The organism is Rhodoferax sp. GW822-FHT02D07 (assembly GCF_058802405.1).
In genome coordinates this window covers 89,809-106,393 of the sequence record NZ_JBXAOD010000006.1, presented here as the reverse complement: position 1 = coordinate 106,393, position 16,585 = coordinate 89,809, and the positions used below count along the sequence as shown (strand labels likewise).

Genomic DNA, 16,585 nt, shown 5'->3' with positions numbered 1-16,585 from the left:
CAAATTTTGCGTGCCATGATGGGCGTATGACCGAGCCGCTACGCATCGTTGTGATCAATTCAGACCTGCAGGTCGATGACCCGCAGGATACGCACGCCCTGAGCCAGGCCGAACGTTCGCGCAGCCTGCGCATCGGACTGCTGGAAAGCGGGTTCAACCTGGTCGCGTCCCTGCCGGCCGACGTGTACCTGACCGAGCGCTTGGCCCAGCTCCAGCCCGATCTCATCATCGTGGACGCCGAAAGCGACGCACGCGATGCGCTGGAACATGTGGTGATGGCCACGCGTGACGAGCGCCGCCCCATCGTCATGTTCACCAACGACAGCGACACCGGGAGCGCACGCGCAGCCGTAGCGGCCGGGGTGTCAGCCTACATCGTGGCGGGGCTGCAGACCGAACGCATCCGCCCTATCCTGGATGTGGCCATGGCCCGCTTCCAGCAGGACCAGGCCCTGCGCCAGGAACTGGCCAACGCCCGCAACGAGCTGCACGAACTCTCCACCGCGCTGCAGGACCGCAAGACCATAGACCGCGCCAAGGCCCTGCTCATGCAGCGCCAGCAGCTCAGCGAAGAAGCCGCCTACGCCAAACTGCGCAAGACCGCCATGGACAAGAACCTCAAGATCGTGGAAGTGGCCCAACGCATGCTGGACGTGGCAGACCTGCTGGGCTGAGCGCCGCCGCGGTGCACGCGCTCCCGCAAGCGTGCATCCGCAGCCCCGCGCACCGCATTTGGTGCAACGCACAAATTCAGTGCACCCATGCACCTTGCATGAAAAAATGGCTGTAACCCCCATGCAATATGCGCAAACAGCTCCCGAATTCATAGCAAACCCCGGGCAAAACGGGTTGGCACAGTCATTGCATTGAGCACTGCGAGACCGGCAACGGTCATGCACAGACCCCCATCCAACGGCGGGTGATGGTTCTGGGCAACAGGACAAAGGCGTCCCCACGGGTTCCCATGCGCACAGCGCGGTGAACCCAGTGCGGACGCCTTTTTTGTTTTTCGCTTTGTGTTTTTCACTTCTGGAGCTTGTGCCATGACAGACCTTTTGAAAGCCAAACTCAGCCGCCGCGCTGTCCTGCAAACCGCCGCCGTGGGCGCGGTGGGCATCAACCCCGCGCTGCGCGCCGCGGTGTACGCCGCCGGCTCGGACGCTCCTGAAAAGAAGGAAGTCAAGATTGGCTTCATCCCGCTGACTGACTGCGCCAGCGTGGTGATGGCCTCGGTGCTGGGCATCGATGAGAAGTACGGCGTGAAGATCATCCCCAGCAAGGAAGCCAGCTGGGCTGGCGTGCGCGACAAGCTGGTCAACGGCGAGCTGGACTTCGCCCACGTGCTCTACGGCCTGGTGTACGGCGTGCACCTGGGCGTGGGCGGCCCCAAGAAAGACATGGCCGTGCTGGCCACGCTGAACAACAACGGCCAGGCCATCACCCTGTCCAAGAAGCTGGCCGACAAAGGCGCGGTGGACGGTGCGGGCCTGGCCAAGCTGATGGCCAGCGAGAAGCGCGAATACACCTTTGCACAGACCTTCCCCACCGGCACCCACGCCATGTGGCTGTACTACTGGCTGGCGGCCAACGGCATCAACCCCATGACAGACGCCAAGGTCATCACCGTGCCCCCGCCGCAGATGGTGGCCAACATGCGCGTGGGCAATATGGACGGCTACTGCGTGGGCGAACCCTGGAACCACCGCGCCATCATCGATGGCATTGGCATCACAGCCACGACGACACAAGACATCTGGAAGGACCACCCCGAAAAAGTGCTGGGCACCACGGGCGATTTCGTCAAGAAGTACCCCAACACGGCGCGTGCCGTTACCGCCGCGATTCTGGAAGCGGGCCGCTGGATCGACGCGGGCCTTTCCAACAAAAACAAGATGGCCGAAACCATTGCCGACAAGGCCTATGTGAATACCAGTGTGGATGCCATCAACCAGCGCATTCTGGGCCGCTACCAGAACGGCCTGGGCAAGACCTGGGACGACCCCAACTTCATGAAGTTCTACAACGACGGTGCGGTGAACTTCCCCTACCTGTCTGACGGCATGTGGTTCCTCACGCAGCACAAGCGCTGGGGCATCCTGAAAGACCATCCCGACTACCTGGCGGTGGCCAAGCAGATCAACCAGATCGACATCTACAAGCAGGCCGCCACAGCCAGCAAGACGCCGCTGCCCAAGAGCGACATGCGCAGCAGCAAGTTCATGGACGGCGTGGTCTGGGACGGCAAGGATCCCAAGAAGTACGCCGACAGCTTCAAGGTCAAGGCCTGAGTTCCCGCCCCACCCACTAGGAGGTCACCATGGTGAGCGCCGTTTTCCACACTCCCCTCGCCGCTGCGGTCGAGGGGACCGCTATCAAAACCGAAGCTGCCAGCGCAGACTCTACAAGGGCTGCAGCCAAAAAACCTGTGACAAGCAAGGCCATCTCGGTGGCCAGCGTGCCGGGCTTTGACTGGCGCGGCCTGCTGCTGCAGGTGGTACCACCGCTGTGTGGCATTGCGCTGCTGATCGGCATCTGGGCGCTGGTGAGCTATGGCACCGGTGCCAGCATCCCCGGCCCGCTGGAGACTTGGAAGCAGGCTGTGACGCTGTTCAGCGACCCCTTCTACCGCAAGGGCCCCAACGACCAGGGCGTGGGCTGGAACGTGCTGAACTCGCTGCAGCGCGTGGGTCTGGGCTTCGGTCTGGCGGCGGTGGTGGGCATCCCGCTGGGTTTCATGATTGGCCGCTTTGAATTCCTCAGCCGCATGTTCAACCCGCTCATCAGCCTGCTGCGCCCCGTGTCGCCGCTGGCCTGGTTGCCCATCGGCCTATTGGTGTTCAAAGGCGCCAACCCGGCCGCCATCTGGACCATCTTCATCTGCTCGATCTGGCCCATGGTCATCAACACCGCAGTGGGCGTGCAGCGCGTGCCGCAGGACTACATGAACGTGGCCCGCGTGCTCAACCTCTCCGAATGGAAGATCGTGACCAAGATCCTCTTCCCCTCCGTGCTGCCCTACATGCTGACCGGCGTGCGCCTGGCAGTCGGTACTGCGTGGCTGGTGATCGTGGCAGCTGAGATGCTGACCGGTGGTGTGGGCATCGGCTTCTGGGTGTGGGACGAGTGGAACAACCTCAACGTCAAGAACATCATCATCGCGATCTTCGTGATCGGCATCGTGGGCCTGCTGCTGGAGATGGCCTTGATCAAACTCGCAACCGCTTTCACATTCGAAGAGGTGAAGTCATGAGCACGTCCAAGTACATCGAAATCCAGGGCGTGGCCCAGACCTTCAAGACCAAGAAGGGCCTGTTCCCCGCGCTGCGCGACGTGAACCTCACTGTGGCCAAGGGCGAATTCGTGGCACTCATTGGCCACAGCGGCTGCGGCAAGTCCACGCTGCTCAACCTGATCGCCGGCCTCACCACGCCCACAGAGGGCTCGCTGATCTGCGCCAACCGCGAGATCGCAGGCCCTGGCCCCGAGCGCGCCGTGGTGTTCCAGAACCACTCGCTGCTGCCCTGGCTCACCTGTTTCGAGAACATCTACCTGGGCGTGGAGCGCGTGTTTGGTGCGGGCGCCAAGAGCACCGGTGCACCGTCGGAAAACAAGGCCCAGCTCAAGGCGCGTACCGATGCGGCCCTGGCCCTGGTGGGCCTGACCGCCGCCGCGCAAAAGCGGCCCGGCGAGATCAGTGGCGGCATGAAGCAGCGCGTAGGCATCGCCCGTGCGCTGGCCATGGAGCCCAAGGTACTGCTGATGGACGAGCCCTTTGGCGCACTCGACGCACTGACCCGCGCCAAGCTGCAGGACGAACTGCTGGAGATCGTAGCCAAGACCCAGGCCACCGTGGTGATGGTGACGCACGATGTGGACGAAGCCGTGCTGCTGTCCGACAAGATCGTGATGATGACCAATGGCCCCGCCGCCACGATTGGCGAAGTGCTCAGCGTGGACCTGCCCCGCCCGCGCAACCGTGTGGCGCTGGCCGACAGTGCCGAGTACCTGGGTTACCGCAAGGCGGTGATCGATTTTTTGTATACACGCCAGGCCCACGTGGAGAAAGCCGCGTAGGCACGCGCACCACCTGTGCCGCCAAGGGCGCCCTCCGGGGCGCCCTTTTTTTGTGCGTACGCCGCACTCAAATCAGGCACAGATCGTGCATGTATTTCTTTACGACCAACGAAGGTCTAGCAGTCTTGCTGCGGTTGATTGCCTGCCGGTCCGGTAGCGCACATTCGGTTCTGGTGCCTGAAAACGGTACCCGTCCCTTCCGCACGCCCCCACTCTCCCCACAGCACCTCTACGGAGCCCAACCATGGCCGGATTTCGTCAATTTTTAAAAAGCGGACACACCCCGACCTTGTTCGCAGCCTTTTTCTATCTAATGTTCTCGTTCGTCATCTGGGTCATGAACGGGTCCATGGCGCCCTTCATCAGCGAGCAATTCCAACTGACGGCCGCGCAAAAAGGCCTCTTGCTGTCCATCCCCATCATGGCGGGCGCCATCATGCGTTTCCCCCTGGGCCTGCTGGCGCAGTACGTCGGGCGCAAGACGGCAACGCTGGTGGAGCTGACCTTGATCACCTGCACCATGTCCTTCGGCTACTTTTTTGTGCACACCTATGACGACCTGTTGAGGATGGCCCTGTTGTTGGGCGTGGCCGGAGCCAGCTTTGGTGTTGCCATGTCACTGGGCTCCGGTTGGTACCCACCCAAATACAAAGGCCTTGCCATGGGTCTGGTAGGTGCGGGCAATGCAGGCACCGCACTGGCTGCGCTGCTGGCTCCACCTTTGGCACAAGCCTATGGCTGGCAAACCGTGTACGGCTTTGCTGCCATCGCATCGCTGGTGCCCATGGCCGTGGTGCTGTTCATGGCCAAAGAGCCGCCCGACCGCGACGAACACGCCAGCATGCGTGACCATCTGGCCTGCCTGCTGGAGAGTGACGGTTGGGTATTCAGCCTGATCTATGTCGTGACCTTCGGCGGCTTTATCGGCATCGTCACCTTCCTGCCCACCTACTACTACGACCAGTTCGGCGTGAGCAAAGTGCAGGCCGGGCAACTGACCATGCTGGCCGCGCTGATGGGGGCCGTGGTACGCGTCGCCGGTGGCTGGATCTCCGACCACTGGGGTGGCGTCAACACGCTGACGGTGGTGTTGGTGGTGGTCTCGCTGGCGCTGATCGGTGTGGGCCTGTCTGCCGGCTCGCTGGTCATGACCACCCTGTTGCTCATCGTCTGCTTTGCGGCACTGGGAGCGGGCAATGGCGCGCTGTTCCAGCTGGTACCGCTGCGCTGGCCCACCTCCACGGCAGTGGCGGGATCCATGATCGGCGAGATCGGCGCCTTGGGTGGCGGCACCATCCCGGCCCTGATGGGGCAATCCAAACAGCAGACAGGCAGCTTCCTGTCCGGCTTCATCATCCTGGCGGTCTTCTCGCTGCTGATGCTGGTCGTCATGCGCGCCATGCAAGTCCGCTGGACGCGAACCTGGGCAGAGAAAGGTGGTCGGGCGCGCAGCGCCTGATTAACGCTGCTGAGGCGGCGTTCGTTGCCTCAGTCCGGGTCTACCCAGGCAATCTGCCCGTGGCCCGCTTCCCCCAAGCGGGCCCGCAAGCCCGGCGCATCCGGCTCCGCCACCGTAAAGGCCATCTCCACCAGCGTGCCATGTTGCACATTGCCCAGCGTGGCGCCTGCCAGTTCCAGCTCGCGGCGCACCAGCCCCTCCAGCGCATAAGGCAGCACACAGCGCAGCGACACCAGCCGCACGATGGGTACCTTCTGCGCGCCCAGCAGGGCCTGGGCCACGCTGTCGGTGTAGGCGCGCACCAAGCCGCCCGCGCCCAGCTTCACGCCGCCGTAATAGCGCACCACGGTGGCCAGCACGCCCTCCAGGTCCTGGTGGCGCAGCACGTCGAGCATGGGCCGGCCAGCGGTGCCGCCGGGTTCGCCATCGTCCACTGCGGCCGACTGCCCACCCGCCAGCAGGGCCCAGCACACATGGGCCGCACCGGGGTGTTGCGCGCGCAGCTGCGCCACGATGGCCTGGGCCGCCTGGCGATCCGCGACGGGTTGTACGCAGCCGATGAAACGGCTTTTGCGAATCAGCAGTTCGCTGGAACAGGCAGAGGCAAGCGAGAGCGGCATGGGCGCGGTGGTCAAGCCGCGCACGCAAGCAGCGTACGCAGGCTCAGTGGTCTAGTTTGGAAGGGCTTTCGCGGCTGAGCAGCACGTCGAACCAGGCCGCATTCTGCGCGCTGCACTGCATGTGCCGCTGCAGCTCGCGCTGGAACGAGGTCAGACGCGGCTGTCGTGCAGGCATCTGGGGGGTTGCGGGTTTCACAGGCTGCCGAACTTTTCTCATGGGCCCTTCCTTCGCAGTGATGGGACCATCGTAGCAAGCCTGCACGGGCCTTCCGTGACAGTTTGAAAAAAAAGATGGCGGTGTGGGTTTCTCTCCACAACGCCCCATTAACAATGCTTTGCCAGCAGCGCTCCAATGCTACTAAATCAGGAGCTTCCCGCGCACTATCCACGGGGGCTAGAACCCTATTTTGGCAAGAACAGCAACCAATAGACCAGCAGCAGGTTGACCAGCCCCAGAAAAGCGGTGGCGAGCTTCCACACAAAGCTGGGATCGCGCTGCAGCAGCGGCGTGCCTTGGGGCGCCTGCAGCGGGCGCGAGGCGCCGCGCTCCAGCGCGAGCAGGAACTCCTCGGCCGTCTCAAAACGCTGGCGCTGGTCGCGCGCCACGGCCTTTTGCAGCACATGGTCCAGCCAGATCGGCACCTCGGGGTTGTGGCGGCTGGGCGGCGTGGGGTCGCGGTAGTAGCGGCCCACCTGGTAAGGCAGCACATCGCCATAGGGCAGCTTGCCGGTGAGCAGCTGGTAGAGCGTCACGCCCAGCGCAAACAGGTCGCTCTGCGCATTGGGCAGCTGGGCCTCGCCCTCCTCCGCTTCGCCCTTGCCATTGCCCGCCTTGGTACGAAAGCCCCATTGCTCGGGGTTCACATAGCTGGACGTGCCCGCGTGCAGCGCGCGCATCGCTTCGGGCTCGCGCCCGCTCAGCGCCACGCCCAGGTCCAGCACACGCAAGATGCCGTCCTCCCCCAGGTGCAGGTTGGCGGGCTTGATGTCGCGGTGCACCACGCCCTGGCGGTGCAGGCGGCCCAGCGCACGCAATGCCTGCATGGCGTGGCCCAGCGCCGCAGTGGGCGGCACGCGGGTCTGGCGGTCCAGCAGTTGCTGCAGCGTCTCGCCCGCATGCCAGTCGTAGAGCACATAAAAGGCCGAGCGCTCGCGGCCCGTGGGCAGCGTGGCGTGCACCGCCACCAACTGGTCGGCCGCATGCGCACTCTGCATGTGGCCGGCCAGCCAGGCCTCGTGCGCCAGCATGGCGCGCTCCTCCTGGTCGTGGGCGCGTGCGGTGTTGAGCGTCTTGAGCGCGTAGAGCGCCTGCGTGGCGGGGTCGCGCACCTGGTAGAGCACATTGATGCCGTTGTCCGCCACGGGGGCCGTCACCGTGAAGCCATCCAGCACCTCGCCCACCTTGAGGCGGGGCGGAATGGGCAGGCTCTGCGCCTGGCGCCGGGCATCGGCCAGCGTGGCCTCCTGCAGGCCTTGAACGCGCACGACGATGGCCGAGACGTTGTCACGGCTGCCACGGGCCAGCGCCTGGGCCACCAGGGCCTGCGCGGCCTGCTGCACGTCGGCCGCGGCTGCATGTTCCGCCACGCGGCCTGGCGTGAGCGCGCCATGCACGCCGTCGCTGAGCAGGATGAACACATCGCCCACCTGCAGGTCGCCCTGCAGGTAGTCCACCACCAGGTGGTCCTCCGCGCCCACAGAACGCAGCAGCTGGTGCTTGAAGTCGGGGTGCGCCACCACATGGTCCTGCGTGAGCTGGGTGGCCCGGCCCTCGCGCAGCAGATAAGCGCGCGTGTCGCCCACATGGGCCAGGGTGTAGGACTGGCCGCGCAGCACCAGCGCGGTCAGCGTGGTCAGGCCCATGGCCGGCTGGCGGCGCCGGTTGATGCCGCACAGCCAGGCGTTTTGCGCCGCAATGATGCGATCCAGCGCCACCGTAGTGTCCCAGATGGCGGGGGTGCCAAAATAGTCGCGCACCAGGCTGGTGGCGGTGGTTTGCGCGGCCTCGCGCCCCATGCCGCCGGTGCTTACGCCGTCGGCAATGGCGACGATGGAGCCGTGGTCCTCCTGCCCCGGTGCGGGCAGCATGGCGGCACAAAAGTCTTCGTTGTGCGGCTTGCGCCCCGCCTGCGAGGCAAAACCGATGTCGATGTCAAAAGCCATGCACCAAGATAAGCAATTTCGGTGCCCGTGCGCATCAAATTGCACCAATGCCGTGCAAATCAGCCCTTGCCGGCGTCCTGCCCCAACAGCATGTGCATGCTGTGCTCGTAGTGGGTGGAGAGCTGTTCAAACAGGTCCAGCAGGGTTTCGCTGCCGCTGGCCAGCGCCTGCAGGCGGGCGCTGCGCGCTGCGCCGCCGAGGCGCTGCGCCTCCTGCGCGGCCGCCACCATCTCCAGCCAAGCCACGCCGGCGGCGCCCAGGGCGCCATGGATGTCGGGCGTGCTCAGCGGGATGCCGTTGAGGTAAGTGAGTGCCTGCTCGAATTCGCGCTGGGCAGCGCCCATGCTGGCCCAGGCCAGCTCCACCACCGCGCCCTCGCCCGCCAGGGCCAGCAGCGCGTACTTGCTGAAGCGCTGCGACAGCATGCGCTGGCGCCCTGCCAGGTTGAGCACATGCAGGGGCGCCGCCGTGCCCGCACTTTCCAGGTTGGCCGTCAGCCGCTCGGCGCCGCGCAGCAGGGCCTCGGCCTGCTGCTCCACGGCATCGGTCTGGCCGCTGGCCAGAACCGCCTTGAGCTGCTCCCAGGTCAGGGCCACCTGTTCCAGCAGGTCGCCATAGGTGGGCTGTGACAGGTTTTTGCGCAGCAGGGCAAAGTTGCCATCCACCCACTGCACCGACGCCTGCAGCAGCGTGGCGTGCTGCGTGGCCTGCACGCCCATGGACTGCAGCAGGTGCAGCTTGACCAGGCGTTGCGAGAGCATGCGCAACTGGCCCGAGCGGTTGACCGCCTCGGCAAAGTGGGCGGACTGGATGATGTGCTGCGAGAGCTGGCCCATGCGCTGGTTGCTGCTCATGGCGGCCGAGCGCAGGGTACGGAAGGCGTCGTCGTCCGACAGACTTTGCGCCCGCATGAGGATGCCCTTGGCGCGGTCCACCACCTTGCGCTCCTCGAAGCGGGTGGCCATGTCGTCATAGGCCTGGCGTTGCCGCTCCGCCTTCTGGAAGCGCGCCTGTGCCAGATGGATGAGCGGGCGCAGGCGATTGGCGCCATAGCCGTGCACCACGTAGACGTGCACACCGCAGTCGGTCGCCTCCTGGATATGGGTGGCGTCCGTGTCGTGGGTGAACACCAGCAGCGGGCGGGGTACGGTCTGCTCCACCATGCGCCAGGCCTGGAACCACGCAGCCGTGGGCAGGGGCACATCGCAGAGCACCACATCTGGTGCATGCAGCACCACGGCCTGCACCAACTTGCTGCAATCGTCCACCGTGGCACACACCGCGATGCCGGCGGCCTGCAGGTCGGCAACCAGCGTGGGCGCACTCATCTGGCGGGTACGGCACAACAGGGCGGAAGTCATAAAAATTCAGTCGTAGCGAGGGAAAACCGGGGACGTGCGGGCTGCAAACCCGGCACCGCTGGAGGCAATTTGTACACCAGCCCGGCCCTGTTCTACCCCATCCGTTTGGGGGCCAATCATATGGCACAGCTTTTGCATAAGTTCGATCGGACGCAACGACGCGCCCAAACGAGATGACAAGCTGACCAGTTCTGCGCACAACGACGTCGCGCAGTTGCAGCTTGTCCAACGCCAGTGCTTGCTGGTGCGCCTTCGCATGAGGCGCGGATCTCCTCTACCCCCTTATTTCTGGCATGTGGCCTTGCCACATCCCTATCCGTCTCGTTCTTTGGAGTGGCGACTATGAAAAAATCGAAACTGGTAATGATTGGCAACGGCATGGCCGGTGTGCGCACCATCGAGGAACTGCTCAAGGTCGCCCCCGACCTGTACGACATCACCGTCTTTGGCGCCGAGCCCCACCCCAACTACAACCGCATCCTGCTCTCGCCCGTGCTGGCCGGCGAGCAGACGCTGGACGAGATCGTGCTGAACTCCTTCGAGTGGTACGCCGAGAACAACATCACCCTGCACGCCGGCAAGAAGGTCGTCGAAGTGGACCGCGTCAAGCGCATCGTGCGCGCCGCCGACGGCACCGAGGCCGAGTACGACCGCCTCTTGCTGTGCACTGGCTCCAACCCCTTCATCCTGCCCGTTCCGGGCAAGGACCTGGACGGCGTGATCGCCTACCGCGACATTGCCGACACCAACGCCATGATCGATGCGGCCACCAAGTACAAGCACGCCGTGGTCATTGGCGGCGGCCTGCTGGGCCTGGAGGCGGCCAACGGCCTGATGCTGCGCGGCATGAGCGTGAGCGTGGTGCACGTGATGCCCACACTGATGGAGCGCCAGCTCGACACCGTGGCCGGTGGCCTGCTGCAAAAGTCGCTGGAAGAGCGCGGCCTGAACTTCCTCATGGGCGCGCAGACGCAGGAACTGGTGGGTGGTGACGATGGCCGCGTGAAGGCCATCAAGTTCAAAGACGGCAGCGAGGTGCCGGCCGACCTGGTTGTGATGGCCGTGGGCATTCGGCCCAACACCGAGCTGGCCGCCAGCATGCGCCTGCATGTGGACCGCGGCATTGTGGTGACCGACACCATGCAGACCGTGACCGACGCGCGCATCTACAGCGTGGGCGAGTGCGCAGCCCACCGTGGCATTGCCTACGGTCTGGTGGCGCCGCTGTTTGAGCAGGCCAAGGTGGCCGCCAACCACCTGGCCATGTACGGTATCGGCCGCTACCAGGGGTCTCTCACCTCCACCAAGCTCAAGGTCACGGGTATCGACCTGTTCTCCGCCGGCAACTTCACGGGCGGCGAAGGCACCGAAGAAATCGTGATGAGCGACCCCTATGGCGGCGTCTACAAGAAACTGGTGATCCAGAACGACAAGCTGATTGGCGCCTGCATGTACGGCGACACCGTGGACGGCAGCTGGTACTTCAAGCTGCTGCGCGAAGGCCGCAGCGTGGCCGACATTCGCGACAAGCTGATGTTTGGCGAAGCCGGCTCCAACATCGGCGATGTGGGCCACCAGGGCCAGAACAAGGCCGCAGCCATGGCCGACAGCGACGAGGTCTGCGGCTGCAACGGCGTGAGCAAGGGCACCATCTGCAAGGCCATCCGCGACAAGGGTCTGTTCACGCTGGACGAGGTGAAGAAGCACACCAAGGCCAGCGCGTCGTGCGGCTCTTGCACCGGGCTGGTGGAACAGATCATCATGTTCACGGCCGGTGGCGACTACTCTGCCACGCCCAAGAAAAAGGCCATGTGCAGCTGCACCGAGCACAGCCACCAGGAAGTGCGCGATGCCATCTTCGCCAACAAGTACCTCACCATTGCCGAGGTGCAGCAGGCCATGGGCTGGAAGACGCCCAACGGCTGCTCCAGCTGCCGCCCCGCGCTGAACTACTACCTGATCTCCAGCTGGCCCAAGGAGGCCAAGGACGATCCGCAAAGCCGCTTCATCAACGAGCGCAGCCACGCCAACATCCAGAAGGACGGCACCTACTCCGTCATCCCGCGCATGTGGGGCGGCGAGACCTCGGCCGACGAGCTGCGCCGCATTGCCGACGCGGTGGACAAGTACAAGATCCCCACCGTCAAGGTCACCGGCGGCCAGCGTATCGACCTGCTGGGCGTGAAGAAGGAAGACCTGGTGGGCGTCTGGAAGGACATCGGCATGCCCAGCGGCCACGCCTACGCCAAGGCCCTGCGCACGGTGAAAACCTGCGTGGGCAGCGAATGGTGCCGCATGGGTACGCAGGACAGCACCCAGATGGGCAAGGACCTGGAGCGCGCCCACTGGCGCATGTATGCACCGCACAAGGTCAAGTACGCCGTCTCGGGCTGCCCGCGCAACTGCGCCGAAGCCGGCATCAAGGACGTGGGCATCATCGGCGTGGACAGCGGCTGGGAGATCTACATCGCCGGCAACGGCGGCATCAAGACCGAGGTGGCGCACTTCTTCGTCAAGCTCAAGACGGCTGAAGAAGTGCTGGAGTACACCGGCGCCTTCATGCAGCTCTACCGCAAGGAAGGCTGGTACCTAGAGCGCACTGTGCATTACGTGAGCCGCGTGGGCTTGGACTACGTGAAGAAGCGCATCCTGGACGATGCCGAAGGCCGCAAGGCCCTGAACGAGGAACTGCTGTTCGCGCTGGATGGTGAGCCCGATCCCTGGTTCGACTTCCAGAACGCACAGGTCGACACCCGCCAGTTCACCCCCGTCAACGCCTGAGGGCCGCGCCATGCAACGCAGAACCCTCATCACCCTGGCCGGCGCCGGAGCGCTGGGTCTGGCCCTGCCCGCGCAGGCCCAGGTGGCTGACCTGAGCGACGCCATCAACAAGGCCGGACGCCAGCGCATGCTGAGCCAGCGCATGGGCAAGGCCTGGCTGGCCCTGCTGCTCAATGTGGAGAAGCCCAGCGCGCAGATGGTGCTGGACAAGTCCATGGGCCTGTTCGATCGCCAACTCGCCGAACTCAAGGGCTTTGCGCCCACGCCCGATCTGCAGGCCACCTATGGCAAGCTGGAAACCGTCTGGGCCGACTACAAGGTGGCGCTGGTCGGCAAGGCGCCCGCGCGTGAGACGGCGGCTTCCCTGCTGCAGCTGGACGCCAAGGTACTGGGCCTGGCCCAACAGGGCACCCAGCAGTACGAAGCCGCCCTGGCCAAACCACTGGGCAAACTGGTGAACATCGCCGGGCGCCAGCGCATGCTGACCCAGCGCATGGCCAAGTTCTACCTGGCCGCGACGCTGCCGGTGGACGCCAGCGTCGCCGCAGCGGAGATCGGCAAGGCGCGCAGCGAATTCACGGCCGCCATGGAGGTGTTGCGCAATGCACCCGAGGCCACGTCGCCCATCCAGGACGCGCTCAAGCTCGCCGATGCGCAGTGGGTGTTCTTCGACATGGCGCTCAAGCAGTTGCAGGAAGGCACGCAACGCCCCAGGCCCATGGCCGATGTGTTCGTGAGCAGCGAAAACCTGCTCTCCATCATGGACCGTGTGACCGGCCTGTATTCCGCCCTCAAGGCGTGATTCATAAAGAAGTAGCCCCTAGCCCCCCGTAGATATTGCGCAAGAAGCTAGCAAAACCATAGCATCAGGAAGAACAAAATGACCGAATGGACCCTCATCTGCAAGATCGATGACATCCCCGTGCTGGGCTCGCGCCGTGTGGAGCGCGCGCAGGGGTTGGATGTGGCCGTGTTCCGCAACACCGAGAACGAAATATTTGCCCTGCTGGACCGCTGCCCCCACAAGGGCGGCCCGCTCTCCCAAGGCATCGTCTTCGGCACCAGCGTGGCCTGCCCGTTGCACAACTGGACCATCGGCATGTGCGACGGCCAGGCCGCCGCGCCTGACGAGGGCTGCACGCCCAAGTTCGAGGTCAGGCTCGATGGCGACCAGGTCTTCCTCAAGACCGCCGAACTGCAGAGCCACGCCACCGACCTGGTGCGCCCCATTGCCGGCCCCGCTCGCCGCAAGGCCACTGCCTGACCCATAGCTACTTTCCGGAGAGTCGCTGCATGTTGAAGGAAACACGTTCCACCTGCCCCTACTGCGGTGTGGGCTGCGGCGTCATCATTGAGTCACAGGGTGCGCAGATCACCGGCGTGCGCGGTGACCCGGACCACCCGGCCAACTTCGGACGCCTGTGCTCCAAGGGTTCCACGCTGCACCACACGGCCACTGCCGCCGTCACCCTGCAAACCCGCCTGCTGCAACCACTGCAACGCCTGCAACGCGGCGCCATGCCCCAGGCCGTGTCCTGGGACAGCGCGCTGACCCTGGCCACCGACCAGTTCGCCCGCATCATCCGTGACCATGGCCCCGACGCCGTGGGCTTCTACGTCAGCGGCCAGTTGCTCACCGAGGACTACTACGTCTTCAACAAGCTGGCCAAAGGCCTCATTGGCACCAACAACATCGACACCAACTCGCGCCTGTGCATGAGCAGCGCCGTGGCCGGCTACAAGAAGACACTGGGCGCCGACGCCCCGCCCGCCTGTTACGACGATGTGAACCACGCACAGACGATCTTCATCGTCGGCTCCAACACCGCCTTCGCCCACCCCATCCTGTTCCGCCGCATCGAAGACGCCAAGCGCAAGAACCCCGGCCTGAAGATCATGGTGGCCGATGTGCGCCGCACCGACACGGTGGAGCTGGCCGACCTGTTCCTGCAGATCCAGCCCGGCACCGATGTGATGCTCTTCAACGGCATGCTGCACCTCATGCTGTGGGAAGGCTGGACCAACCCGGCCTTCATCGCCGAGCACACCACGGGCTTTGAAGACCTCAAGGCCACGGTACGCGATTACACGCCCGAAGTGGTGGCCCAGACCTGCGGCATCCGCAAGGAAGACCTGCTGGAAGCCGCACGCCTGTTCGCGCAAAGCCCGGCCACGCTGAGTCTGTACTGCCAGGGCCTGAACCAGTCCAGCGCCGGCACCGCCAAGAACACCGCCCTCATCAACCTGCACCTGGCCACGGGCCAGATCGGCATGCCCGGCGCCGGCCCCTTCTCGCTCACGGGCCAGCCCAATGCCATGGGCGGGCGCGAAGTGGGCGGCCTGGCCAATCTGCTCTCCGCCCACCGCGACCTGGCCAACCCCGCGCACCGCGCCGAAGTGGCGGCACTATGGGGCGTGCCCAGCGTGCCTGAAACACCTGGCAAGACCGCCGTGGAGATGTTCCAGGCCGCTGCCGATGGCGAGATCCGGGCGCTGTGGATTGCCTGCACCAACCCCGCGCAAAGCATGCCCGACCAGGCCACCGTGCGCCGCGCGCTGGAGCGCGCCGAGTTCGTAGTGGTGCAGGAAGCCTTTGCCACCACCGCCACCTGCGCCTACGCCGACCTGCTGCTGCCAGCCACCACCTGGGGCGAGAAGGAAGGCACGGTCACCAACAGCGAGCGCCGCATCAGCCGTGTACGCGCCGCCGTGCCCGCACCCGGCGCACCCGACACAGCGCCGCGCCACGACTGGGCGATTGCAGTGGACATTGCCCAAAGGCTGGAGCGCGCCCTGGGCCGCACGCCCGCGCAGCCCACGCTGTTCCCCTACCCCACGGCCGAATCGGTGTGGAACGAACACCGCGAATCCACCCGTGGCCGCGACCTCGACATCACCGGCATGAGCTACCTCATGCTGGAGGCCCAGCCCCAGCAATGGCCGCTGCCCCAAGGTGCCAGCACCGGCAAGGTGCGCCTCTACGAAGACGGCATCTTCCCCACGGCGGACGGCCGCGCGCGCTTTGCCAATGTGCAGTACAAAGGCGTGGCCGAGCCGCGCGAAGCGCGCTACCCGTTCTCGCTCACCACCGGCCGCCTGCGCGACCAGTGGCACGGCATGAGCCGCACCGGCACGCTGGGCCGCCTCTTCGGCCATGTGCGTGAACCCGCGATCCAGATGCACCCGCAGGACATGGAGCGCCGTCTGCTCAAGGACAACGACCTGGTGCACGTCACCAGCAAGCGCGGCTCCATCCTGGTGCCTGTGCAGGCCGCCAACGAACTGGGACTCAGCCAGGTCTTCATGGCCATGCACTGGGGCGAGGAATTCCTCAGCGGCGTCAGCGCCACGGGCGCCCGCCTGGCCGGTGTGAACGCGCTGACCACGCCTGTCTACTGTCCCGATTCCAAGCAACCCGAGTTCAAACACACCGCCGTCAAGGTGCTCAAGGCCGACATGCCCTGGACGCTACTGGCCATTGCCTGGCTGCCCGAAGACCGCGTGCTGGCCGCGCGCGGCCAGCTGCAGGCCCTGATGGCGCGCTTTGCTTACGCCAGCTGCGTTCCCTTTGGCAATGCGGTGGACGGCCACGGCCGCAGCGGCGTGCTGTTCCGCGCGGCCGACCAGCAGCCCGCGCCGGACGAACTGCTGCAGGAGATCGAAGCCCTGCTGCAGCTCGACGCCTCCGACGTGGTGCGCTACGCCGACAAGAAGCGCGGCCAACGCCGCGCCGTGCGCCTGCAGCGCAGCACGGTCAACGCCACGCTGGAAGCCTTTCTGCTGGCCGGTGACACGCGCGCCCAAAGCTGGATGAGCACCTTGCTGCAGGACGAGCAGCCCGCGCAGAACTACGGCCGCGCCCTGCTAGCCGGCGGCGCCACACCGCCCGTGCCCGTGCTCTCGCGCGGCAAGACGGTGTGCACCTGCTTCAACGTGACCGACGCCGCGATCGAAGAGACCCTGGCCGGCTGCACCGGCTTTGCGGCGGACCGCCTGGCCACGTTACAAGGCACACTCAAGTGCGGCACCAACTGCGGCTCCTGCGTGCCCCAGCTGCAGCGCATGGTGCGAGCCAGCATGGATGCAGCCTCCGCTGCGGCATAAGCACATAGCCGAAAGTTATCTGG

General features: G+C 65.2%; 13 protein-coding genes. 9 read left to right on the top strand and 4 right to left on the bottom strand.

Annotation, left to right across the window (positions count from 1 at the left end; all coding sequences use genetic code 11):
* Window positions 1–26 precede the first annotated feature (26 nt).
* From AC1RNN_RS14470 to AC1RNN_RS14450, 5 genes are all read left to right on the top strand, one after another.
* On the top strand, window positions 27–674 hold the full coding sequence (locus AC1RNN_RS14470) for an ANTAR domain-containing response regulator (RefSeq protein ID WP_493089952.1): 648 nt from the start codon (window positions 27–29) through the stop codon (window positions 672–674).
* A gap of 369 nt (window positions 675–1,043) precedes the next feature.
* The gene (locus tag AC1RNN_RS14465; protein ID WP_493089953.1) at window positions 1,044–2,288 is read left to right on the top strand and encodes a CmpA/NrtA family ABC transporter substrate-binding protein; all 1,245 of its coding nucleotides are present in this window, start codon (window positions 1,044–1,046) and stop codon (window positions 2,286–2,288) included.
* A gap of 29 nt (window positions 2,289–2,317) precedes the next feature.
* Window positions 2,318–3,250 (top strand): nitrate ABC transporter permease, encoded by a 933-nt coding sequence (ntrB, locus tag AC1RNN_RS14460; protein WP_493089954.1) that lies wholly within the window; start codon window positions 2,318–2,320, stop codon window positions 3,248–3,250.
* Window positions 3,247–4,074, top strand: coding sequence for an ABC transporter ATP-binding protein (locus AC1RNN_RS14455; RefSeq protein ID WP_493089955.1), 828 nt, complete (start codon window positions 3,247–3,249; stop codon window positions 4,072–4,074). The genes ntrB and AC1RNN_RS14455 overlap by 4 nt, the downstream gene beginning before the upstream one ends.
* Before the next feature lie 244 nt (window positions 4,075–4,318).
* Entirely contained in the window at window positions 4,319–5,533 is a 1,215-nt protein-coding gene (locus AC1RNN_RS14450) for an MFS transporter (protein WP_493089956.1), read from the top strand.
* A 29-nt stretch (window positions 5,534–5,562) separates the two neighbouring features.
* On the opposite strand, the gene AC1RNN_RS14445 is transcribed toward AC1RNN_RS14450, so the two are convergent.
* The 4 genes from AC1RNN_RS14445 to AC1RNN_RS14430 all read right to left on the bottom strand — a co-directional run bounded on the left by AC1RNN_RS14445 (window position 5,563) and on the right by AC1RNN_RS14430 (window position 9,677).
* Window positions 5,563–6,153, bottom strand: a complete 591-nt coding sequence (locus tag AC1RNN_RS14445) for an IMPACT family protein (RefSeq protein WP_493090045.1) — start codon at window positions 6,151–6,153, stop codon at window positions 5,563–5,565.
* A gap of 43 nt (window positions 6,154–6,196) precedes the next feature.
* A complete protein-coding gene (locus AC1RNN_RS14440; protein ID WP_493089957.1) occupies window positions 6,197–6,370 on the bottom strand; it encodes a hypothetical protein in 174 nt (57 codons plus the stop codon).
* 185 nt (window positions 6,371–6,555) lie between these two features.
* Window positions 6,556–8,316, bottom strand: coding sequence for a bifunctional protein-serine/threonine kinase/phosphatase (locus tag AC1RNN_RS14435; protein ID WP_493089958.1), 1,761 nt, complete (start codon window positions 8,314–8,316; stop codon window positions 6,556–6,558).
* Window positions 8,317–8,375: 59 nt separating this feature from the next.
* Window positions 8,376–9,677 carry an ANTAR domain-containing protein gene (locus AC1RNN_RS14430; protein ID WP_493089959.1) on the bottom strand — a complete coding sequence of 434 codons (1,302 nt, stop codon included), beginning with the start codon at window positions 9,675–9,677 and terminating at the stop codon, window positions 8,376–8,378.
* 342 nt (window positions 9,678–10,019) lie between these two features.
* On the opposite strand from AC1RNN_RS14430, the gene nirB reads away from it, so the two are divergent.
* The 4 genes from nirB (at window position 10,020) to AC1RNN_RS14410 (ending at window position 16,562) form a co-directional block, all read left to right on the top strand.
* Window positions 10,020–12,458 (top strand): nitrite reductase large subunit NirB, encoded by a 2,439-nt coding sequence (gene nirB, locus AC1RNN_RS14425; RefSeq protein ID WP_493089960.1) that lies wholly within the window; start codon window positions 10,020–10,022, stop codon window positions 12,456–12,458.
* 10 nt (window positions 12,459–12,468) lie between these two features.
* A complete protein-coding gene (locus AC1RNN_RS14420) occupies window positions 12,469–13,260 on the top strand; it encodes a type IV pili methyl-accepting chemotaxis transducer N-terminal domain-containing protein (protein ID WP_493089961.1) in 792 nt (263 codons plus the stop codon).
* 78 nt (window positions 13,261–13,338) lie between these two features.
* Window positions 13,339–13,722, top strand: coding sequence for a nitrite reductase small subunit NirD (gene nirD / locus AC1RNN_RS14415; RefSeq protein WP_493089962.1), 384 nt, complete (start codon window positions 13,339–13,341; stop codon window positions 13,720–13,722).
* A 29-nt stretch (window positions 13,723–13,751) separates the two neighbouring features.
* The gene (locus tag AC1RNN_RS14410) at window positions 13,752–16,562 is read left to right on the top strand and encodes a nitrate reductase (RefSeq protein ID WP_493089963.1); all 2,811 of its coding nucleotides are present in this window, start codon (window positions 13,752–13,754) and stop codon (window positions 16,560–16,562) included.
* Window positions 16,563–16,585: the final 23 nt, after the last annotated feature.